This is a genomic window from Amycolatopsis sp. NPDC089917 (assembly GCF_040684635.1).
Lineage (GTDB): Bacteria > Actinomycetota > Actinomycetes > Mycobacteriales > Pseudonocardiaceae > Amycolatopsis.
In genome coordinates, this window is sequence record NZ_JBFBGL010000003.1 from 1 (window position 1) to 20,412 (window position 20,412).

The 20,412-nt window shown below is 69.1% G+C and carries 20 protein-coding genes; 8 read left to right on the forward strand and 12 right to left on the reverse strand.

Translation table 11 applies throughout. The features are described from left to right. Positions 1–348 precede the first annotated feature (348 nt). From AB0N89_RS03430 to AB0N89_RS03440, 3 genes are all read left to right on the forward strand, one after another. Entirely contained in the window at positions 349–1,305 is a 957-nt protein-coding gene (locus AB0N89_RS03430) for an ATP-binding cassette domain-containing protein (RefSeq protein WP_364199731.1), read from the forward strand. 19 nt (positions 1,306–1,324) lie between these two features. After that, positions 1,325–2,050 (forward strand): hypothetical protein, encoded by a 726-nt coding sequence (locus tag AB0N89_RS03435; protein ID WP_364199733.1) that lies wholly within the window; start codon positions 1,325–1,327, stop codon positions 2,048–2,050. A gap of 116 nt (positions 2,051–2,166) precedes the next feature. After that, entirely contained in the window at positions 2,167–3,912 is a 1,746-nt protein-coding gene (locus AB0N89_RS03440; protein ID WP_364199735.1) for a CocE/NonD family hydrolase, read from the forward strand. A gap of 182 nt (positions 3,913–4,094) precedes the next feature. On the opposite strand, the gene AB0N89_RS03445 is transcribed toward AB0N89_RS03440, so the two are convergent. After that, the gene (locus AB0N89_RS03445) at positions 4,095–5,045 is read right to left on the reverse strand and encodes a DMT family transporter (RefSeq protein WP_364199737.1); all 951 of its coding nucleotides are present in this window, start codon (positions 5,043–5,045) and stop codon (positions 4,095–4,097) included. 119 nt (positions 5,046–5,164) lie between these two features. Between AB0N89_RS03445 and AB0N89_RS03450 the strand changes: the two genes are divergently transcribed. Beyond that, entirely contained in the window at positions 5,165–5,596 is a 432-nt protein-coding gene (locus AB0N89_RS03450) for a lamin tail domain-containing protein (RefSeq protein WP_364199739.1), read from the forward strand. Positions 5,597–5,714: 118 nt separating this feature from the next. On the opposite strand, the gene AB0N89_RS03455 is transcribed toward AB0N89_RS03450, so the two are convergent. The 3 genes from AB0N89_RS03455 to AB0N89_RS03465 all read right to left on the reverse strand — a co-directional run bounded on the left by AB0N89_RS03455 (position 5,715) and on the right by AB0N89_RS03465 (position 7,951). Further along, on the reverse strand, positions 5,715–6,251 hold the full coding sequence (locus AB0N89_RS03455; protein WP_364199741.1) for an EF-hand domain-containing protein: 537 nt from the start codon (positions 6,249–6,251) through the stop codon (positions 5,715–5,717). 135 nt (positions 6,252–6,386) lie between these two features. Then, the gene (locus AB0N89_RS03460; RefSeq protein WP_364199743.1) at positions 6,387–6,908 is read right to left on the reverse strand and encodes a 2'-5' RNA ligase family protein; all 522 of its coding nucleotides are present in this window, start codon (positions 6,906–6,908) and stop codon (positions 6,387–6,389) included. Positions 6,909–7,447: 539 nt separating this feature from the next. Then, positions 7,448–7,951 (reverse strand): MarR family winged helix-turn-helix transcriptional regulator, encoded by a 504-nt coding sequence (locus AB0N89_RS03465; protein ID WP_364199745.1) that lies wholly within the window; start codon positions 7,949–7,951, stop codon positions 7,448–7,450. A 69-nt stretch (positions 7,952–8,020) separates the two neighbouring features. Here AB0N89_RS03465 and AB0N89_RS03470 point away from each other — a divergent pair, with 69 nt between their 5' ends. Further along, a complete protein-coding gene (locus tag AB0N89_RS03470; protein ID WP_364199746.1) occupies positions 8,021–9,211 on the forward strand; it encodes an FAD-dependent oxidoreductase in 1,191 nt (396 codons plus the stop codon). 156 nt (positions 9,212–9,367) lie between these two features. Further along, entirely contained in the window at positions 9,368–9,715 is a 348-nt protein-coding gene (locus AB0N89_RS03475; RefSeq protein WP_364199748.1) for a hypothetical protein, read from the forward strand. Positions 9,716–9,726: 11 nt separating this feature from the next. Here the strand turns inward: AB0N89_RS03475 and AB0N89_RS03480 are convergent, their stop codons facing one another. From AB0N89_RS03480 to AB0N89_RS03515, 8 genes are all read right to left on the reverse strand, one after another. Continuing rightward, the gene (locus tag AB0N89_RS03480) at positions 9,727–10,476 is read right to left on the reverse strand and encodes a trypsin-like serine protease (RefSeq protein WP_364199750.1); all 750 of its coding nucleotides are present in this window, start codon (positions 10,474–10,476) and stop codon (positions 9,727–9,729) included. Positions 10,477–10,608: 132 nt separating this feature from the next. Further along, on the reverse strand, positions 10,609–12,912 hold the full coding sequence (locus AB0N89_RS03485) for an excinuclease ABC subunit UvrA (RefSeq protein ID WP_364199752.1): 2,304 nt from the start codon (positions 12,910–12,912) through the stop codon (positions 10,609–10,611). 110 nt (positions 12,913–13,022) lie between these two features. Beyond that, positions 13,023–13,424: an HPF/RaiA family ribosome-associated protein gene (locus AB0N89_RS03490; RefSeq protein WP_364199754.1), complete on the reverse strand. Its 402-nt coding sequence runs from the start codon at positions 13,422–13,424 to the stop codon at positions 13,023–13,025. 56 nt (positions 13,425–13,480) lie between these two features. After that, positions 13,481–14,443, reverse strand: coding sequence for a 5,10-methylenetetrahydrofolate reductase (locus tag AB0N89_RS03495; protein ID WP_364199756.1), 963 nt, complete (start codon positions 14,441–14,443; stop codon positions 13,481–13,483). A gap of 43 nt (positions 14,444–14,486) precedes the next feature. Beyond that, positions 14,487–15,422 (reverse strand): ribokinase, encoded by a 936-nt coding sequence (locus tag AB0N89_RS03500; protein ID WP_364199758.1) that lies wholly within the window; start codon positions 15,420–15,422, stop codon positions 14,487–14,489. Next, a complete protein-coding gene (locus tag AB0N89_RS03505; RefSeq protein WP_364199760.1) occupies positions 15,419–16,453 on the reverse strand; it encodes a phosphotriesterase-related protein in 1,035 nt (344 codons plus the stop codon). The genes AB0N89_RS03500 and AB0N89_RS03505 overlap by 4 nt, the downstream gene beginning before the upstream one ends. Then, positions 16,446–17,441: a DMT family transporter gene (locus tag AB0N89_RS03510; RefSeq protein ID WP_364199762.1), complete on the reverse strand. Its 996-nt coding sequence runs from the start codon at positions 17,439–17,441 to the stop codon at positions 16,446–16,448. The genes AB0N89_RS03505 and AB0N89_RS03510 overlap by 8 nt, the downstream gene beginning before the upstream one ends. Positions 17,442–17,472: 31 nt before the next feature. Beyond that, on the reverse strand, positions 17,473–18,225 hold the full coding sequence (locus AB0N89_RS03515; RefSeq protein ID WP_364199764.1) for a glutamine amidotransferase: 753 nt from the start codon (positions 18,223–18,225) through the stop codon (positions 17,473–17,475). A 109-nt stretch (positions 18,226–18,334) separates the two neighbouring features. Here AB0N89_RS03515 and AB0N89_RS03520 point away from each other — a divergent pair, with 109 nt between their 5' ends. Then, positions 18,335–19,324 (forward strand): LacI family DNA-binding transcriptional regulator, encoded by a 990-nt coding sequence (locus AB0N89_RS03520; protein WP_364199766.1) that lies wholly within the window; start codon positions 18,335–18,337, stop codon positions 19,322–19,324. Next, positions 19,321–20,379 carry a M20/M25/M40 family metallo-hydrolase gene (locus AB0N89_RS03525; protein WP_364199768.1) on the forward strand — a complete coding sequence of 353 codons (1,059 nt, stop codon included), beginning with the start codon at positions 19,321–19,323 and terminating at the stop codon, positions 20,377–20,379. The genes AB0N89_RS03520 and AB0N89_RS03525 overlap by 4 nt, the downstream gene beginning before the upstream one ends. Positions 20,380–20,412 lie beyond the last annotated feature (33 nt).

The following is a 20,412-nucleotide window of genomic DNA, read 5'->3' on the forward strand; positions in this document are numbered from 1 at the left end:
ACTATGTCGATGTGCTCGTCTACGGCCTGCTCCGCTCAGAGCATCATCCCGAAACTCCATGAGCACTCCTCCCAACCCGTCCAGAGTGAGGTTGGAAAGGCCCATCACCGGACTTCCGCATTTCGCGTGCTCCCGCCGGAAACAGTGGAAACCGTGCCCTCGGGGCACACTCGAGAAGATTCCCCGGCCGCCATCCACAAAGGATCGTCGCTTACTTCCTAAGTATTAACCGATCTCATCCTCGCAGCGGGCGCGGAATGGGCGCGCCGGATTTAAGGTCGGAGCGACCAGGACGATCGAGTGTCCCGGCCGCCGCCCCAGCGGCCGTCATCGGCCACAGGAGGAAACATGATCGAGGCGATCGGCCTCACCAAACGATACGGGAACACGGTCGCCGTGCGAAACCTGTCGTTCGCCGTCAAGCCCGGAAAGGTCACCGGGTTCCTCGGCCCGAACGGGGCGGGAAAGTCGACGACCATGCGGATGGCACTCGGCTTGGACAATCCCACTTCCGGCGAAGTCCGGATCGACGGCGAGAAGTACCGAGACCTGAAATACCCGCTGCGCAAGATCGGCGCGCTGGTGGATCCGAAATGGGTGCATCCGAACCGCTCGGCGCGGGCGCATCTGGCTTGGATGGCGCGCTCCAACCGCATCCCCGTCCGCCGGATCGACGAAGTCCTCGACACGGTGGGCCTGACCGCGGTGGCGGGCAAGAACGTCGGCGGGTTCTCGCTGGGCATGTCCCAGCGGCTCGGCATCGCCGGCGCGCTGCTCGGCGACCCCGAGATCCTGATGTTCGACGAGCCGGTCAACGGGCTCGACCCCGAGGGCATCCTCTGGATCAGGAACCTCATGCACCGCCTCGCCGACGAGGGCCGCACGGTGTTCGTGTCCAGCCACCTGCTCTCCGAGATGTCGCTGACCGCGACCGAACTGGTCGTCATCGGCAGGGGCGAACTGATCTCCCAGTGCAGCACCGGCGAGTTCGTGGCCAGGGCGTCCGACAACTCCGTCCGCGTCCGCGGCCCACAGCTGCCCCGGTTGCGCCAGCTGCTCGCCGGAATCGGCGCGAGGATCGACGACGTCACCGACGAGGCGGGCAATGCGCTACTCGTGTCCGGATTGGACAGTGACGGCATCGGCGAAGCGGCGGCGGCCAACGGCTTGGTCCTGCACGAGCTGAGTCCGCAGCGGGGCTCGCTCGAGCAGGCGTTCATGCAGCTCACCGGCGACTCGGTGCAGTACCAGAGCGACCCGGGCGGCAACGCGCCCGATCGGGCCCCGGTCTCCGGGACCGACTGACTTCGAAGGGACTTCACCCATGACACTGCTCGCCGTCGAACGCATCAAGCTGTTCTCCACCCGCTCGCCGTGGTGGTGCATGCTCGCCGCGCTGGTGGTCACCGTCGGGATCGCGGCGGTGATGAGCGCGGCCTCTAACCCGGTCACCATCTCCGGCAGCCAGACCGGCTACACCTTCGGCATGGCCGTGGTCATGGTGCTCGCGGCGCTCGCCGTGACCACCGAGTACCGCTTCGGCACCATCCGCACCACCTTTCAGGCCGTCCCCCGTCGCGGCGCGGCGCTCACGGCCAAAGCCGTGGTCGCGGGGCTCCTCTCGGTCTTCGTCGGCCTGCTGGCGGGCTTCGGTTCCTGGGCGATCGCGAAACTGCTCTCGCCCGAAGCCGACCTCGCGCTGAACAGCACGGCCAGGTGGATCAACGTCGGCGGGATCAGCGTGGTCTACGGACTCGCGGCGGTCATCGCGGTCGCCGTCGGCATCCTCGTCCGGCAGAGCGCCGGCGCGGTGTCGTTGCTGCTGATCTACATGCTGGCGGTGGAGAACCTCGTCCGGGTGATCCCCACCGTCGGAGACAAGATCTACGCCTGGCTGCCCTTCACTGTCGCGGACCGGTTCATCAGCGGAGCGGGACAGACCACTTCGAGTTCCCCGCTCAGCCCAGGCTGGGCGTTGGCCTACTTCGCGGGTGTCGCGGTGGTATCCCTCGCGATCGCCATCGCGGTGGCGAAGAAGCGGGACGCGTGAATCGCGCTCGACACCAGTGACACGGTGTCACACGGAAGTGATGACTCGCGCGCACTGGCAGGCGCCGCCCGGCGTTGATGGAATCCGACCATGATCCTCCACAGGAAGGCCCGGCGATGACGACCCGTATTCTTTCGGCCGCCCGGAGGCGCCCCTGGCGTTCCCTCGTGGCCGTGACCACCGCGGCCGCGCTGGTGGCCACCTTGACCGGCGCCGCCTCGGCGACCGAGCAGGCGGGCGCCACGGTGGCCACCGCCGACGATCCGGTCACCCACAAGGAGAACAGCCGTGTCCCCGAGGGCGCGGCGTGGACCCAGCACTACTTCCCGTCGTCGGACGGGTCCACTGTGGAATTACACGCCGACGTGCTGCGTCCGGAAGGCTTGCCCGACGGGCGGAAACTGCCGGTCATCCTCTCCGTCGGACCTTACTTCGGGCACTCGGGTCAGCTGGACTTCGAGCATCCCGCGCACACCGGCCCCTCCGGCCGGTTCGGCGACCTCGTCGAAGGCGCCGATCTGCTGGGCCGCGGCTACGCCCTCGTCATGGTCGACCTGCGCGGGTTCGGCGGCTCCACCGGCTGCCTCGACGCCACCGGTCCCGGCGACCAGGCCGACATCAAGGCGGCGATCGACTGGGCGGCGAGCCAGCCCTGGTCCACCGGCGCGGTCGGCATGTACGGCAAGTCGTTCGACGCCATGACCGGCTTGGTCGGCAACAACCTGAACCACGACGCCCTCAAGGCCGTCGTCGCCCAGGAACCCATCTGGGACCTGTACCGCAACATCCGCTCCAACGGCGTCCCTCGCACCACCGCCGTCAGCGTGTCCAACGCCTACGAGAAGATCGCCACGCTGCCGCAGCTTCCCGACGACGACTCCCGTTACCGGGCCGCCGCCGACTACGAGAAGGCGCACCCTGAATGCCTTCTGACGAACCGGTTGGGGTACCAGACCGCCGATCCGGACTCGGAGTACTGGAAAGCCCGCGACTACGCGAACCTGGCCAAGGGCAGTGACACGCCGCTGTTCTTCACCCAGGGAATGGCCGAATGGAACACCGAACCCGAGGCCATGCAGGAATTCCTCGCCAACCACCAAGGACCGGAGCGCGGCTGGATCGGCCCGTGGGATCACGTGCGCGGCAACGACCGGGGCGAGGACGGGCGGTTGAAGATGGGACGCGAAGGCTGGTTCGCCGAGACGATGTCGTTCTTCGACCAGTACCTCAAAGGCGTCGAACCCTCGGTCCAGTACCCGAATTACGCCGTCCAGGACAACAACGGCGCCTGGCGCGCCCAGGACACGTGGCCGGTGGTGAGCAAGTCCGCCACCGTCCCGCTCGGCGGCGGTTCCTATGTGGACAGTGGTGCCGAAGCCGGACCAGCCCCGGACGACAGCTTCGTCCACCGGTCCGCACCACTCGGGCAAGCCACCCGGGTCACCGGCACGCCGCGGATCTCCTTGAACACCGCCCGGGGCTTCGGCACCGTCATGGTCCGGCTCCACGACGTCGCCCCGGACGGCACGGCGACCGTGTTCGACGAACAGGTCTCCACGATCGGACCGGGGAACACGGCCTTCGACTTCAAGGCCGCCGACTGGACTCTGCCCGCCGGTCACTCGCTGGCCGTCGAAATCGGCACCACCCAGGCCAACGTCCTCGGTGACTGGCTCGACACCCCCACCGGGAACACGATCGCCATCACCGGCGCCGAGATCGAGCTGCCCTTGGACAGTCCGTCCGACGACCAGGCCACCCCCGGCGCGCGGGCGCCCTACCTGGACACCTATCTCCTGCTCAACAAGACGAAACCGGCCACCGGCGAGCCGTCCTTCACCCTGCCGCCCGCCACTCCCTGACGCGGCGTCCCGTGAGGCGTCGGAACAGGTCGTGAGTGGGTAGAGGTGTCCCGTCGGATGCCAAGTCCGTGAAGGCCTCCTTGAGGGCCCCTGGGTCACTCAAGGAGGCCTTCACGGACCGGTGTTCGGGGTCTGCGGAAGTTCGGCAGCGGCGGGTCCCGGCGCGATCCGCTGGTGATGGGTCACTGCGGCGCCGGTTCCTTCGAGTGACGTCCCAGGCTCCCGATCGCGGCCATGATCAGCACGACGCCCACGACACCGGCCACCGTCAGCCGCTCCCCCAGGAAGACGACGGCGATCACGACGGCGGTGACCGGCTCCAGGAGGGTCGCCACCACCGCCGCGCCGCTGGGGGTGGTCCGCAGGCCGGTGAACAGCAGCGCGTAGGCGAGCGCCATGGTCACGGCCCCGAGATAGCCGATCAGCGCCCACGACCCGAAGTCGGTGGTCCAGATCCCGTCGCCGCTCGCCAGCGGCACGACCAGCCCGGCGGGAACGAGGACCATCGCGGCGACGCAGGTGGTCGTCGTGGTCATGGTGAGCGTGTCGAGCCGCAGGGACAGGGGCGCGGCGGCTTCGGCGGAGAAGGCATAGGCGGCTCCGGACACGAGCGCGGCGAGCACTCCCGGAACCGGGTGCGGCACGTCGCCGCCAGGGCTGCCGGCGACGCTGACCAGCAGAAGCCCGGTCACCGCGATCGTGACCGTGAGGAGCTGTCCGAGGGAAGGACGGCGGCGGCGCCGGACGCTGCCGGTGATCAGCAACAGCACCGGCGCGAACCCGAGGCACACCACGGTGGTGATGCTCACCCCGGTCCACAGCACGGCCACGAAGAAGAACAGTTGGAAGATCGCCGTCGAAACCCCGACAGCGGCCACTCGCCGCCGATGCAGGCGGCCGAGCCGCACGCAGTCGCGCAACCGCCGCATCGCGGCGGCCGCGATCACCAGGACGACGACGGCGACGAAGGCCCGGTAGCCGCCGATGGTCAGCGGCGAGAGGCCCGACGCGTCGTGCACGACCGGGATGGCCGGGCCGATCGTGCCCCAGAGCACGCCGGCCAGACACACCAGGACCAGCCCTCTCACCTGACCGGCAGGCGCCTGAACAGGCGGGGTTTCCGTTGTCGCCACACCGCCAGCATGTCAAACGGGCTTGGGCCGGGCCGACGTGCGGGTGTCGCATCGGATGAGAAGCGGGAATGGCCCCTTGGGCGCCCACTTTCCCTTGCCCAGCATAGGGGTACGACATCATGATGCGAAATCTCGTCGGCGGCGTACTCGGCGTGCTCGCCCTGTCCGTCGTCACCGCGACCCCGTCGGACGCCCGGGACCTCACACCCCAGGTGTCGACCACGGTGCTGATCAACGAGATCCTCGCCAAGGGAACGAACGGAGAGCTGGACGAATTCCTCGAACTGCGCAACGTCAGCACCGTTCCCGTGAACCTCAGTGGCTTCTCGTTGCGGTTCTACTCGTCGGCGTACGCTCCCACCGCGCCCCTGCCCCTTCCCCCGTCACTGGTCCTGCAAGCGACGAATTCGGTCGGGCAGTACGTGGTCCTGATAGGACAGGACTTCACCGGCACCATCCACGATCAGACCAACGTCGTCCCGGTGACCAACTCCGGTGATCTCATGCCCGCCCGCCGCCGCCGGGCCTGTCGCTCTCCCGCAATTACCTGAGCTGGGACACCGACGACAACCGAACCGATTTCAACCCGACTCCACCCACTCCCGGCGCGCAGTGGCCGACATCCGCGGCAGCGGCCCGGCACTCCCTCGCGGGGTGACCGCGCGGCCCTCAGCCCAGCAGCGGGATGTCCAGGCGTCCGTAGTGGAACTCGCGGACGGCGGTCACGAGTTCGTCCACGGTGAGGCTTCCGTCACCGTCGAGGTCGATCCGGTCGAACGCGGCGTCGGAGTCGGCGTCGCTCAGTCCCACCGCCGAGCCCAGCCAGCTCCGCAGCTCCACTTTGCTCACCAAGCCGTCCCGATCGCTGTCGCACAGGTCGGCGATGGCGGCGATCGTCGGGCGGAGCAGCTCGTCGAAGCCCGCGTCACCCCGGCTGAACATCAGTTCGCGGTTCGCCGCAAGGTATTGCTCCTCGCTGAGGGCCTCGTCCGGGTCGACGCCGACGGCCTCGGCCTGACGCTCGAACAGATCCATCAACGCGTCCCACACGGCGCGGCCTCGCCCGCTGTCCACGCTCTCGCCGAAGGCCGAGACGATACGCCGCGCCTCCGACTGGTAGTCCCCGCGGTCGATGACACCGTCTCCGTTGGTATCCCATTTCCGGAAGCGCTGAAGTTCGCGTTCGTTCCTCATCACGGTGGTCATGGAGATCGACATTAGACAGCAGCACGCGGCCTGACCAAGCCCACGGACGGGGGATGATCGAGCCGAATCCCCCGATCGGCTGGAGACGAAAGCGCCCCGAATGCACTTTCGAGACCGTGCGGACGAACGGTCTCGTCATCGTCGCTCGCCATTGCCGAACCGGTGCCGGCTGATCGGTTCCCATGGGCCGCCGAGGTAACGCCAGATCGCCAGTCCGGTCGCCGTTGCCGTGGCGGGCGTGATTTCGGCGCGGAGGGTCGCGAGAGTAGCGCCGGCGGTGGCGGCACTGACCTTGTTCTGGACGGTGACGTGCGGTTTGAGGGGTTGCCTGTCCTGGGGTGTGAGCCACCGGTGCCATCGGGCTCGCAGGCCGCCGTGCGCGGCCGCCAGGGCCGGCGAGTCGATCGCGAGCGCGACCCCGCGGCCCAGGGAACGGACACCGGTCACCTTCAGGGCGAACCGGTCTGTCTCGCCGGCCAGTGCGGCGCAATCGGCGCTGATCGTGTCGAGGTGCTCTCCGGGAAGAGCGTGGAAAAGCGTGATGTGCGCTCCCACCAGGAGCCGGTCCGGCGGGAACCAGGTGCGGCGCAGCCGGTCCCAGAACTCCTGGGTGTCCTCGTCGACCGTGGCTGTGACCACCAGGGGTCGCTCGGCCACTTCCGCTTCACCTCCCGGCGGCGCCCGCGCCACGTCCGCGGGGTGCTCGTATTCTCCTGCGGACCGAGCCGCCCCGCATCGCTTCGGTGCCGTCGCCATGGTCGCCTCCGGAGAGAAACAACCGATCGGAGCGATTGCCCGGCGGCCGTTCCGGGTATCAGAAGGATCATGTGGATGGTGCTGGTGATCCCGCTGCTGGTCATGTCGTTCGCGCTGCTGATGGAGCGCGTCGAAGCGAATGTGCCCGAACGAGATCCGGGTCGCGCCCCCGAACCCATCTGAGTCACCGCACGGCACCGGCGTCGTCCAGGACGGCGTGCGATCCGTGCCGATACGGTCATGACACCCGAGTACTGGCCGAAATAATTCGAGGACCGCGAGAATGCGCGAGAGCATTCAAATCCTTGACGGAGACGAGCCGATTCTCGGCGGCATGATAATCCGCGAAGCCTGCCCGGCCGGGCCATCCTGCTCGCCCATGTCCGCGGACCTCCTGGGCGCTTGGCGGCGCGACTGCCGACCGTGGTTGCGATCCTCGGTCAGCGGGACGCCGAGCCGTGGTCCAGGCGCCGGTTGGCGTCAGCCGTCGCCTCGGCGATCTTCGCCAGGAACAGGGTGACGACACGGAGTTCCCCGGGGTCGGCGGCGCGGAGCGTGTCCGCGATCTCGGCCCCGGCGAAGGCCAGGAACCGGCGGGCGTGTTCTCGCGCGGCGGGGGTCGGGCGCAGGGTGACACGGCGACGGTCACTGCTCTCACGGCTGCGCAGGACGTGACCGGCGTCTTCGAGCCGGTTCAGCAGGATCGTGGTGGCCCCGGTGGTCATGCCGATCCGCCGGGACAGCTCCGCGGGCGAGAGCGGCGCCCCCGCTTCGGCGGCCCAGGTGATCTGGCCCAGGGCGTTGGCGTCCGAAACGGGCAGCCGCATCCAGACGGCGAGATGCCGGTTCAGTTCACCGAAGCCGACCGCCCAGTCTCGAAGCCGCTGCATCGCCTCGACCTGGAGCGGCGTCCAGCTCTCGGTCAACGGGTCGACGTCGGCCATGCAATCTCCTTTGCAGCATAGTAGCTTTGCAGTAAAGCTACTATGCCAGTGAACGAGAGGGGAACTCGGATGACCACTCGACATGCCGTGGTGTCCGGCGCGAGCATCGCCGGGCTCTCGGCCGCCTTCTGGCTGCGGCGCACCGGCTGGGAGGTGACCGTGCTGGAACGGGCGGCGGCGTTTCGCGACGGCGGGCAGAACATCGACGTCCGCGGCGTCGGCCGCGAGGTACTCGCCAGGATGGGCCTGACAGAGGCGGTGAGAGAGCAGAACACCACCGAGACCGGCACCGTCTTCGTGGACGCCTCGGGCGAGGTGCTCGTGGAACTGCCTTCCGACGGCCCGGACGGCGCGACCGCCGAACTCGAGATCCTGCGCGGCGACCTCGCCGGCACGATCCTGCGGCACCTGCCCGAGGGGGTCGAGATCGGTTACGGCGATCCCCTCGTCGCGGTCCGGGAGGAGGCCGACGGGGTCACCGTGACCACGAAAGCCGGCCGGGTCCTGCGCGCCGACCTGCTGGTCGTCGCGGAAGGAGTCCGCTCCACCACTCGCGACCTGCTCTTCGAGGGCCAGGTCGACCGCCGCGCGCTGGGCATCACCATGGTCTTCGGCACCATCCCGCGCACCGCGGACGACGACAGCCGTTGGCGCTGGTACACCACGGTCGGCGGGCGGCAGGTCCATTTGCGCCCCGACCGGCACGGCACCACGCGCGCGATCCTCGCCTGCACCGAGGCCGAGGACCCGACCCGGCTCGGCCAGGCGGAGGCACTGGCCCGGATCCGGGCCCGCTTCTCCGGAGTGGACTGGGAAGCTCCCCGGATCCTGGACGGGTTCGATGGCTCCGAGGACGTCTATTTCGACCACCTCACCCAGATCCGCATGCCCGCCTGGCATCGCGGGCGGGTGTGCCTGGCCGGCGACGCCGCCTGGTGCGTGACCCCGATGGGTGGCGGCGGCGCCTCGCTCGCGCTCGTCAGCGGCTATGTCCTCGCCGCCGTCCTTTCCAGCACCGGATCCGGCTCGCTCGCGACCGGGCTCGCGGCCTACGAGACGTGGATGCGGCCACTCGTCGACGATGTCCAAGGACTCCCCCGCTGGATCAAGCCGTTCGCCTTCCCCCGGACCCGGCTCGGCCTGAGGTTGCGCAAAGCAGCCGACAAAGCGCTCATGTCACCGGTATTGGCGCCCCTGACGGCGAGGTTCACCAGGATCGCCCACACCGACCGCGCGTTGCCGCCCATCGCGGCGAGGTGAAAAGCCGCGCGGGGACCTTGCGAAACCGCGACCGGCCAAGGACGACTCCATCCGGGTGGAAAGTCCGCCGAGCGGCAACGTGATCCTCCGCGGGTGCGTGAACCCGGCGGTGGGTCCGGAACCGCCGGCCCCGCCATCGGCGTGAGGAGTAGTTCGATGAGAAGCAATCGTCCGGCACTGCGCGCGCGAATCGCGACGAGGACATCCGCGGCGGCGGTGCTCGCGTTCACCGCGGGTCTGCTCGTGACGGCGACCCCGGCCGCGTCCGCGTCGGCCCAAGCCATCCCACCCGACTGCAAGGTATGGCGGAGTACAGGTTCCTGGGCGGTTTCGTCCAAATGCACCCAACGCGCTCACCGGGCCGCAGCGGAATGCCGCACTTACACACAGCCGGCCTACCGCTGGTATTTCGGCGCGTGGGCGAACAAGAACGAAGAGTCGAAAGTGCACTGTCCGCAGGACACCACCGGTCTGCGCGGGATGAGTGTCGACTACCCCGACTGACCCGGTCCGGATCAGCTGCCGATCGCCTTGTGGATCTCGTCCAGTACCAGGGAGACGTTGCCCGCCCCCGCGGTGTGATCCCGGTCCGAATCGTTCTCCACCGCGACGAGGGTGTCCCGCTTCCCCGGACCGGTGGCCATCACGGGTCCCCCGGAGTCGCCGCCTCCGGGGATTCCGGTGACCCAGCCGAGGCACAGGTCCCGGCCGTCCCCGCCGCCGGGCGGGGTGAACCGTTCGCAGCGCGGCTGATCCGGAGCCAGCACCCGCTGGTCGGCCTGCTTGAGCACGTCGGACTGGCAGGTGGTCTCGTCCTCCTGGCACGTCGCGCCCCAGCCGTACTGCCGCACGATCTGCCCGGGGCGCACGGAGTCCGGGGCGGGCAGCCGGGCAGGCACGACGTCCATCGGCGGCACCTTGATCAGCATCATGTCCGCGACCCCGACGCCGTGGGCGCTGCCGGGCACCGGACGCACGACCGTGCCCTTCCGCTGATCCAGGGCGCCTACGCGGAACCGGATACGGGAATCGTCGATCTGTTCCCCCGCTTCGAAAAAGCAATGCGAGGCACTGAGGATCCATTCACGGCTGATCGCGGTCGCGGTGCAGAACGGCGTGTCGTCGACCACCATCCGGACCGCCCAGGGCGCGTAGTCGCTGACCGAGCCGCCGATCACCGCGGAGGCACCGGGAGCGGGCACGACCGCGCCGAGCACCACCAGCGCGGGCAGCACGACGAGCCTGATCGAGCCACGAAGTTTCATCGTGCGTTCTCCTTGTTTCTCGACACGCTTCCTTTCCGGGCAGGACCGATTCCCTTCTTACCACCTTCCGAGAAGGTCCTACCGGCGGAAACGGTGCGTGACTCCTCATTCATCATTACGGGGAGCCGTCCGTCAATTTCGAGTGATTCGCGTCGCCGACGCGAGCGCTACGCCGGTGAGCGAGTCGTGCCGGGAGACCAGGTCGGCCGGTGAGCCCTCGAAGACGAGCCTGCCACCGTCGTCGCCCGCGCCGGGGCCGATGTCGATGACGTGGTCGGCGCGGGCGACGACACGCATGTTGTGCTCGACCACGACGAGCGTGGCGCCTTTTTCGATGAGGTCGTCGAAAAGGGTGTTGATCGTGTCGACGTCGTCGGGATGCAGACCCGTGGTCGGCTCGTCGAGCACGATCCGGTCGGCCGGGTCGCGCCGCGGGTCGCCGAGGTGCCGGGCCAGCAGCAGACGCTGCTTCTCACCACCGGAAAGGGTGTCGAGGGACCGGCCGACGGCCAGGTAACCGAGCCCGGTCCGCCGCATCCACGAAAGGGCGTCCACGATCTCCGCGTGATCCGCGAACAACGCCGCCACTTCCGCGGGCGTCGAGGCGAGCACGTCCGCGATGGACTTCCCGTCCAGCCGCGCCGCCAGTGCGGTTTCGTTGAACCTCAGGCCACCGCATTCGTCGCACGGTGTCGAGACATCGTCCAGAAACGCCAGCTCGGTGGTGATGTGTCCTTTGCCCTTGCAGGCGGGGCACGCACCGCGCCCGTTGAAGCTGAACCAGGAGGGATCGAGTCCCGACGCCGCGCCGAAAACACCGCGAATCGAATCGGCCACTCCCAGCACGGTCAGCGACATCGACCGGACCCCGCCCCGCAACGGATCCTGGCCGACCACCGTGAAACCCAGATGCTCCCGCGGCAGCTGGATCGCCGCGAACGAGCTCTTCCCGGAACCCGCGACGCCGGTCACCGCGGTGAGCACGCCGAGCGGCACGTCGACGTCGAACCCGGTCAAGTTGTGCGACCGGGCGTCGGTCACGCGCACGAAACCCCGGGCCGCGCGGGGCGCTGGTCGCAGAGAGGACGGCTCGGCGAGCAACCGGCCGGTGATCGTCCCGCTGCCGCGCAGGCCGGCCGGGGTGCCCTCGAACTCGATCCGGCCGCCGTCGGCGCCTGCTCCGGGGCCGAGGTCCACGACATGGTCGGCGACCGCGATCACCTGCGGATGATGTTCCACGACGAGGATGGTGTTGCCGCGGTCGCGCAGGCGTTTCAGCAGGGCGACCAGGCGCTGGATGTCGGCGGGGTGGAGCCCGGTGCTCGGTTCGTCGAACACGTAGGTGACGTCGGTGAGAGCGCTGCCGAGATGCCGCACGATCTTCACCCGCTGAGCCTCGCCGCCGGACAGCGTCGACGATTCGCGATCGAGGGTGAGGTAGCCGAGACCGACCGAGATCATCGCGTCCAGCACATGACGGATCCCGTCGAGCGCCGGGGCGACGCGCTGGTCTGAAAAGTCTTCGAGCAGGTCGCGGAGATCCGACACGGACATCCGGTTCCAGTCGACGATCGACCGGCCGCCGATGAGACTCGCCCGCGCCGCCGCGTTCAAACGCGCGCCCCGGCACTCGGGGCATTCTTGTGTGGTGACCACGTTCTCGAGTTCGGCGCGGACGGAAGCCGACATCTTCGAGCGCCCTTGCCTGAAGTAGACGTCACGCATCCGGGTGATCACCCCGTCGAAGCGGGCGCTCTTCGGAAATCGCGGATCGGGATTCCGAAGCTTGAACCTGTCCGCGTACAGGAACAGATCCCTTTCCTCCGCCGTGTAGTCCTTCAGCGGTTTCGATCGGTCGAACAAGCCCGCGTAGGCGAACCTCTTCCATCGATAGACGCCGGGCCGGAACATGCTGAAACGCACCGGCCCCTCGTCGATGTTCTTCTCGGGATCGATGAGCTTGTCGACGTCGATGTCGAAGACCGTGCCGAGCCCGTCGCAGTTCGGGCACATCCCGGACGGGTCGTTGAAAGAATAGGCGGGGGAATAGCCTGCCGACGGCTCGCCGACGCGCGAGAAAACCAGGCGCTGAAGCGGCGCGAGGTCGGTGGCCGTCGCCACCGTGGACCGTGAATTGCCGGTGAAACGCCGCTGATCGATGAGAACCGTGAACGTCAGGCCGTCCATCGCCTGCACCTCGGGTGCGGGCAGTTGCGGCAGGCGGGCCCGGACGAAAGTCGAATAGGAGTCGTTCACGAGCCTCTGCGACTCCGCGGCGATCGTGTCGAGCACGAGCGACGACTTGCCGGAGCCCGACACCCCGGTGAACACGGTCAGCAGATGCTTGGGCACCGTGAGGCACACGTCCTGGAGATTGTTCGTGTGGGCTCCGGTGACGGTGATCGCGCTACGGGCGGCGGGGCCGGCTGAGACCATGATCGAACGCTACGGGACGCCGTGGAACGGACGCGGTATCCCTCGGGCGCGTACGAGTGAAACGGCAGCTGTGAGCCGAAGGTCGGCAGCCGGCCACGCGAGCGGCCGTGTCAGTGAGAACCCGTGGCCTGTGTTTCGCTCTCGATCACGCCGACCTGGTCCGGGTTTTCCGGGGCCTCCATATGGCGGATGCTCGGGCTTCCCTTGTGATCGTGGGCGCGGGAGTACTGGGAATCCAGCACGCTCCTCACCTTGTGCGCCGCGCCCGCGTACGCCTCGTCCACGGTCGCCGCGTGATGGGTGACCGTGACGGGCTGCTTGCCACCGGGGCGCGCTTCGATCACGCACTTCTTGTCTTCCGCCTTGGCGCCCCCGTTGTCGCTGAGGTGCACCTCCACCCTGGTCAACCATCCGCCGAACCTGGACAGGCTGTTCTCGAGGTCCGTCTTCACGTAGGTGGCCAGTCCCTCGCCGCCGTGGACGTTGTGGTCGGTGTTGACTTGGATCTGCACGAGCACCCTCCGAGGGAAGACAGCAATGACCTTCCAGTACCACGGGGAAGGGCGGCTCAAACCCGGTCCGCCGAGGCGTCGCCGCCGCGGAGACGTCCGAGCAGTCGGCTCAGTTCGCCGGCGAGGGCGGTCGACGCCTCGATCTCGGCCCGGCGGATGGACACGCTCTCGACGAGGAACCCGAACGGCATGCCGAGCTTCCGGCAGAAAGCGATCAGGTCTCGCGCGGTCGCCACACAGTGCTCGGAGGACTCGGCCAGCGTGTCGTCCGCGTGTCGCAGCGAGTTTTCGAGCCAGCGCGGGACATCGACGCCGAGCCACTTGAGGAAGGCCAAGGTCTTCGTCGACCCGCATACCGAGAGGGTGAAGAGCACGGGCCGTGGCGTGAGTCCCCGCTCGCGGCAGGCGTAGAAGTAGTCCGAAACCATGCTCTTCGCCGCGTCAGCGTTGTAGACGACCTGCGAGATGAAGTACGCGCATCCCGCCTCCTGCTTGCTGATCAGTCGCAGATGCTCCTCGGGGCGTTCGGTGATGGCGACGCCGCCCAGCAACAGGTCCGGACGGACGTCCCGGCGCAGGGCCTGCGCCTCGGACAGGCTGGTCAGCACCGGCTTGTCCTTCGACGACGCGCCGACGAAGACACCGTGCACACGGTCCGAATCCGCTGTCCTCAGCCAGGTCCGCAGTTCGGTCTCGGCGTATTTGCCGACGCAGCGGTAGATGATCGCGGAGCGGTTCCACCCGCCGAGGTATTCCGCGTGGTAGGCGGCGGGATCCATGGTCGGCAGGTACGGAAACGGCCGCTCCGCCGGATTGCGGTCACTTTCGTCGTCGATGTCGTAAAGCGCCAGCCCGTCCACGTCGAGGGCGGCCAAGCGTCCCAGGGTGGCCGCGGTGATCTCCCGGATCCGTTCGGGCGTGGCGCTCACGCGAGGCGGCGTGATGCCGAACAGGAGGTTGCCGCTCTCGGCGTCGGTCACCGATGTCCGGAAAGCCGTGCTGTCGCTGTGGTCCACCATGACGCGGAAGCTAGCAGTTCGCCCGCGCGGCACAGCCGGGAGTTCATCCGGTGTGGCGAGCGTCGAGCACCTCGGCCAAGGTCGGCAGAGAGGGATGCGCTCCGTGCCGCGTCACGACGACGGCGGCCACTTCGGCCGCGAAACCGCAAGCCGCCACCACGTCCGCGGTCGTCGGCTCGCCGGGAATCTCCGCGAGCCGGGCGGCGAGCGCGCCGACGAACGAATCTCCCGCGGCGGTGGTGTCCACCGCCCGTACCGCGACGGCCGGGACGCGCGCGGCCGACGACGCGTCGAGGACGGCACATCCCCCGGCTCCCAGCGTCACGATCACCCACCGGCATCCGGCGGCGAACAGTCCGGCGCCGCCGCGGCGCAGACCGTCGTCGTCGAACGGATCCTGGCCGGTGAGCTGACGGAACTCGATTTCGTTCGACACCACCACATCGCTGAACGGCAGCAGCTTCCCGGCCACGTCGTCGGCGGGCGCGGTGTTGAGCACGGTCAGCACGCCCCGTGAGCGGGCGGCGGCGAAAGCGCGTTCCGTCGCTTCCGCCGCCGCCTCCAGCTGGCCCGCGACGACCCGGAGCCCCGGCAGTGCGAGGATCGCCGCTTCGGCCGCCGTCGCCGGGATGTCGGCGTTCGCCCCGGACACGACGACGATCGAGTTGACGCCCTCCTCGTCGACGGTGATCGCCGCCCGGCCGGTGGGCAGCGCGGACCTTCGCACGTGGGTCACGTCGGCCCCCTCGGCGCGCAGCGCTTCCAGGTACTCGTCGCCGTCCTCGTCCTGGCCGACGCGTCCGATCACGGCCACTTCCGCGCCGAGCCGGGCGGCGGCGACCGCCTGGTTGCCGCCTTTCCCGCCCAGCTCCCGGCTCGCCGAAAACCCCATCAGGGTCTCCCCCGGCTCCGGGATGCGCGGCGCCTGGACGATGTGATCGACGTTGAGCGACGCGACCACCGCTATCGCGCGGCTCATGCGGTCAGCCATCGGGCCGGGACGTCCCGCATCAGCCGGGCCACGGCTTCGGCCGCCACGCCTTCGGCTTCGAGCAGGTCGGCGAAGATCGTCGGGACGAAGACGAGCCCGTTCCCGCCGTTGTGCGTCCACATCTGCTTCAGGAACAGGTCGTGCGACAGCATGATCTGGTCGCCGAAGCCCTCTCGCACCCACCTCGCCACGGCGCGGGCGGTCTGGGAAACCGTCGGGGCGACGCCTTCGCCGGGGAACGAGATGTCGAGACCGATCATGTCGAACTCCAGCAGCACACCGCGTTCGAGAAGCCCGCGCTGGTACCCCGGGTCTTCGCCGGACGGATCGCTGTGCGCCAGCGCCACTTTGCCCGGAAGCGCACCGCATTCGTCCAGCACGAGGTCGAGCACTTCGTGCCCGCGGCGCTGCCAGCCCGGCAGGTGGATGTTCAGCCCCACGGACGGCCGCGCGGCCTGCGCGAGCGCCGCGGCCCGCAAGGAGGCCCGTTCCCCTTCGGTGAAAAGCGGCGAAACACCGACCTCGCCGATGACACCGGCCCGGATCCCCGTCTCGCCGACGCCCTCGTCCAGTTCGGCGAGGAGGCGCTCGGTCTGCGCGTCGACGGTGACCGCGGTGATGCGCTCCCCCTCGAACTTCTCCAGGTACGCGCCGGTGCCCATGACGATGGTGACCCCGGTGGCCTCGGCCACCGCCGCCAAGGCGAGCGGATCCCGGCCGATCGCCGCGCTTCCGGTCGCGTCGACCACCGTGCCGCCGCCTGCCGCGGCGAACGCGGTCACCTCGCGCACGACGCTCGCCCGATCCTTGGCCGCCACGTTGTCGGCGCAGCAGTAGGGGTCCTGGCGAAGCAGGAATTGCCAGCCCGGCCCCACTTCCGCCTCGACAAGCCGCCGGGTGGCGGGATAGGAGGGTTCGGCGACCACGGACGACAGGTCGTTGAAGAGGTGCTCGTGCGGCAGCACCAGCCCGAGGTCCGCCGCGTCGACCGGACCGAGAACGCCGCGCACCTCAGCCACGACGCACCTCGGCGGGCTGGGCGAGGACCGCCGGTTCGGCCGTGTGCCGGGACGGGATCATCGCGATCGCCGCGGCCGCCAGTGCCACGACCGCGCCGATGACGGTGACCAGATGCAGGCTGGAACCCGGCGCGGGAGCGACGACTTCGAGCAGCAGCGAGCCGATGAGCTGACCGGCCGTCGAGGCCAGCCCCAGCAGCAGGAGTCCCAGACCACGCACCAGCAAGGCCATCAGCGCGATCGACAGGAGGCCGAGCGGCCCGCCGAAGTACATCCACCAGGTGCCCGGCAGCGCGAAGTGCGCGCCCGAGACCGCCATCCGCACCACGTACACCAGGCCGAGCGCCACGAAGCCGATGAGGAAGTTCCAGGTGATGGAAAGGAACATCGAGCCGGACAGCAGGCCGATCTCGGAGTTCCCGGCGGGCTGCCAGCCGGCGAGCAGGCCACCGACGAACGGCATGATCGCCAGCGCGATCATGTGCGGGGCCGACCAGTTCGGGGACACCACCAGCACCGTGGCGCAGATGGCCAGGATCGCCCCGGCCACGCGCGGCGCGCTCATCGCCTGTTTGAACGGGACGCCGATGCCGAGGCGATCGCACACCACGCCGGAGATGACCATGCCGGAGATCAGCGAGGTCTGGAAGATCGCCACCCCGAGGAAACCCACCGTGACGCCTTCGGAGAGCACGATCACCGCACCGCACAGGCCTGCGAAGAAGTTCCACCGCGGGATCTCGCCGCGCACCAGCTGACCGGGCAGCCGGAAGAACGCGTCGCGCGTCCGGCCGCGTGCCAGCACGATGATCAGCATCAGCAGCAGGCCGGTGCCGAAGGACACCAGCGCGGCGGCGTGCCCGTCGGCGAGCTCGGTGCCGAGATGTCCGTTGACGAGCGACTGCAACGGGCCGAGCATTCCGGCGAAGACGGTCGCGACCGTCAGGACGACGACCGAGGCGGCGCGGCCGGTGGGTGACGTACTCATCGAATCCTCCTTGATCCCGAGTGCGCGCGACTCAGATTTCGCGACCGGCGAGCCAGGTCGTCGCCTGCGCGAAAAGCTTGCTGTAGCCGTCCCAGCTCATGAACTCCTCCGGAGCCCAGTGCGGGGAGATGTCCGAGGTGAAGGCGAGGGTGCGGCCGCGGCCGACCTGGCGCGCGGCGAGCATGACGTCGCCCTCGACGGTGGCGAGCAACTCCGCGTCCGGCTTCAGCGTGGTGTGCTGGTATCCCAGCAGGATCGGCCAGTCCCGGTCGAGACCGGCGACCACGGGGTGGCCGGAGTGCACGACGCGGGCACGGACGCCCTCCGGCGTCTCGACGCGGTCGTCGTACGGGTCGATGTCGACCGGGAGGATCTCCTCGATCGGCGTGCGGTGGTAGTTGGCCTTGCCCTCGAAGCCCTGGAAGCTCAGGTAGCCGCCGGCCATCATCAGGCCGCCGCCGTTCTCCACCCACTCGCGCAGCAGCTTGAGCCGATTCGGCGTCGGACGGCCGCGGGTGAAGGTGTCCGGGTGCAGCAGCAGCGTGTTGGAGCCGACGTCGGAGAGCAGGACGACGTCGTAGGCGTCGAGTTCCTCCAGCGTCTGCGGGAACTTCTCGGCCACGTCGTGCGAACGCAGGTGAGTCACCTCGACCCCCTCCGCGGCCAGCGCCGCCAGCAGTCGCTCGCACCCGATCTCCACCTGGGTGTGCGCGAACGGGTCGTATCCCTTGTGGTCGATCGTCGCACTGACCCACGACTCCCCGGCTAGCAGGACCTTGACCATCGGCTACTCCTTCGGGCGAAAGCTTTAGCGTTTGTTGCGCAACATAGCGCAACGGCGCCAATATAAGATGCTCCGCAGTCGCCGTCAACGCTCAACGGGGAGGAGCCGGATGTCGCTGGCCAAGGTGGCCCGAGAGGCCGGGGTGGCCGTGTCGACGGTGTCGCGGTACGTCAAGGGGGAGCTCAACGTCGCCTCCGAGACGGCCCGGCGCATCGACGCCGCGTTGTCGGCCCAAGGGCATCCGCCCGTGCGGAAACAGGTGACCGGCCTCAGCCTCGGCCTGGTGGTCCCGTCGCTGGACAACCCGTACTTCTCCACGCTGGCGGACGCGGTGGTCGACGCCGCCGCGACGGACGGCGTCGAAGTGCTCACGGCCCTCACCGGGTCGTCGCCGTCACGCGAGCGCGCCGCCGTCGAGCGCCTGACGCGGACGCCGGACGTGGGCGGGCTGGTCTACCTGGGGATGAACAACACCAACGAAGCCTTCGCGAGCCACTTGGCGGGCGATTTCCCGGTGGTCTTCCTCGACGAGTACGTCGAAGCCGCCGGACCGCGGATCGCGCACGTCACCGCGAACGGTTTCGGTGGTGCCTTCCAGGCGACCACCCACCTGATCTCCCAGGGCCACCGGCGGATCGCCCATGTCGGCGGACCGGCCGGGCTGCGAACGGCCGACCAGCGTGAGGCCGGCTACCGGGCGGCCCTGAAGACGCACGGGGTCGAGGCGGACGAGTCGATGATCGTGCGCGGCGCCTTCAGCTCGGAGTTCGGCATGAACTTCTTCGCGCACATGGCGCGGGCCGGCGCGGCGCCGACAGCCGTGTTCACCGCCAGCGACATCGCCGCGGTCGGCCTGCTCGAAGCGGCCCGCCGCGCCGGGGTGGCGGTGCCGGGAGACCTTTCGGTGATCGGCTGCGACGGGATCACCCTCGGCGAATGGACGTCGCCGAGGCTGACCACCGTCGCACAGCCGACGGAGCAGATGGCCCGCAAGGCGGTCGACGAGATCACCCGTCTCGCGGCAGGCCACGACCCCGCCGACCACGTGCTCTCCATGCGGCTCGTCGTCCGCGAATCGACCCAGGAGTACCCCTCATGACCGACGAAGCCCTCGCGTTGCTGCGCGACCTGATCCGCCGCGACACCACCTCCGGCGACAGCGCCGCGCAGGCCGCCGCGCAGGAACTGGCCGTCTCCTACGCCACCGCCACTCCGGGGGTACGCGTGCTGCGCCGCTCCACCTCCGGACGGCCGTGGGTGCTGGTCGGCACCGAATCCGGCGACGGGCCGTTGTTCGTGTGTCACATCGACACCGTCCCCGTCGGCTCCCCCGCGCTGTGGGAGCGCGCCCCGTTCTCCGCGGACGTCGACGAGGAGTTCCTGCACGGCCGCGGCAGCGTCGACATGAAGGGCGGGCTGGCCGCCGCGCTGGCGGCGTTGCGCAACGCCGCGGAATCCGGCGCCGGCGCACAGGTCCTCATCACCAGCGACGAAGAGATCGGCTGCCTCGGCGCGGTCGAGGCTTCGGCCTCACTGGATTTGACGCCGTGGATCGTCGTGGTGCCGGAGGCGACCCGGAACCGTGTCTCACTCGGACACCGCGGAGCGACCTGGCTGCGCCTCACCGCGAAAGGGAAGGCCGCCCACGGCTCGACTCCCCAGCTCGGCCTCAACGCGATCCGGCTGCTCGCGGACCGGGCGCTCGGCGCGCTCGATTCCCTCCCCTTGGCCGCCGACGACTATCTGGGCGAGGAAACCGTCAACGTCGGGACCTTCGAAGGCGGAACAGCGGCGAACATCGTTCCCGCATCGGCCTTTCTGACACTCGACGTGCGCACCGTGGACGGTGGAGCGCCCGCGATCGCCTGGGCGTCCTCGCTCGATCCGGCCATCAGCGCGGAGGTGGATCTCGACCTGCCCGCCGTCCGGACCCCCCACCTGCCCGGGATGCTCGCCGGCCGGGCCACCGCTCCCGCCGCCACCTATTTCACCGACGCTTCGGCTCTGGCCGGGTCGGTGGGCGGAGCCCCGATCGTGATCTGGGGCCCGGGCGATCCCCGGCGGATGCACGCGGCGAACGAAAAGCTGGAACTGGATTCCTGGAAGCAGGCGTCGCGCGATTACCTCGAACTGATCCTGTCCTCCGCACGCTGAGGTTTCCCGGCCACTGACCGTCCGATGTGGACT

Excerpts from the sequence above, each read along its gene's own strand:
- AB0N89_RS03525 (WP_364199768.1), top strand. The coding sequence starts at position 19,321 with ATGACCGACGAAGCCCTCGCGTTGCTGCGCGACCTGATCCGCCGCGAC.
- AB0N89_RS03495 (WP_364199756.1), bottom strand. The coding sequence starts at position 14,443 with ATGGTGGACCACAGCGACAGCACGGCTTTCCGGACATCGGTGACCGAC.
- AB0N89_RS03510 (WP_364199762.1), bottom strand. The coding sequence starts at position 17,441 with ATGAGTACGTCACCCACCGGCCGCGCCGCCTCGGTCGTCGTCCTGACG.
- AB0N89_RS03435 (WP_364199733.1), top strand. The coding sequence starts at position 1,325 with ATGACACTGCTCGCCGTCGAACGCATCAAGCTGTTCTCCACCCGCTCG.
- AB0N89_RS03480 (WP_364199750.1), bottom strand. The coding sequence starts at position 10,476 with ATGAAACTTCGTGGCTCGATCAGGCTCGTCGTGCTGCCCGCGCTGGTG.
- AB0N89_RS03440 (WP_364199735.1), top strand. The coding sequence starts at position 2,167 with ATGACGACCCGTATTCTTTCGGCCGCCCGGAGGCGCCCCTGGCGTTCC.
- AB0N89_RS03500 (WP_364199758.1), bottom strand. The coding sequence starts at position 15,422 with ATGAGCCGCGCGATAGCGGTGGTCGCGTCGCTCAACGTCGATCACATC.
- AB0N89_RS03455 (WP_364199741.1), bottom strand. The coding sequence starts at position 6,251 with ATGACCACCGTGATGAGGAACGAACGCGAACTTCAGCGCTTCCGGAAA.
- AB0N89_RS03465 (WP_364199745.1), bottom strand. The coding sequence starts at position 7,951 with ATGGCCGACGTCGACCCGTTGACCGAGAGCTGGACGCCGCTCCAGGTC.
- AB0N89_RS03450 (WP_364199739.1), top strand. The coding sequence starts at position 5,165 with ATGATGCGAAATCTCGTCGGCGGCGTACTCGGCGTGCTCGCCCTGTCC.
- AB0N89_RS03520 (WP_364199766.1), top strand. The coding sequence starts at position 18,335 with ATGTCGCTGGCCAAGGTGGCCCGAGAGGCCGGGGTGGCCGTGTCGACG.
- AB0N89_RS03515 (WP_364199764.1), bottom strand. The coding sequence starts at position 18,225 with ATGGTCAAGGTCCTGCTAGCCGGGGAGTCGTGGGTCAGTGCGACGATC.
- AB0N89_RS03485 (WP_364199752.1), bottom strand. The coding sequence starts at position 12,912 with ATGGTCTCAGCCGGCCCCGCCGCCCGTAGCGCGATCACCGTCACCGGA.
- AB0N89_RS03475 (WP_364199748.1), top strand. The coding sequence starts at position 9,368 with ATGAGAAGCAATCGTCCGGCACTGCGCGCGCGAATCGCGACGAGGACA.
- AB0N89_RS03430 (WP_364199731.1), top strand. The coding sequence starts at position 349 with ATGATCGAGGCGATCGGCCTCACCAAACGATACGGGAACACGGTCGCC.
- AB0N89_RS03470 (WP_364199746.1), top strand. The coding sequence starts at position 8,021 with ATGACCACTCGACATGCCGTGGTGTCCGGCGCGAGCATCGCCGGGCTC.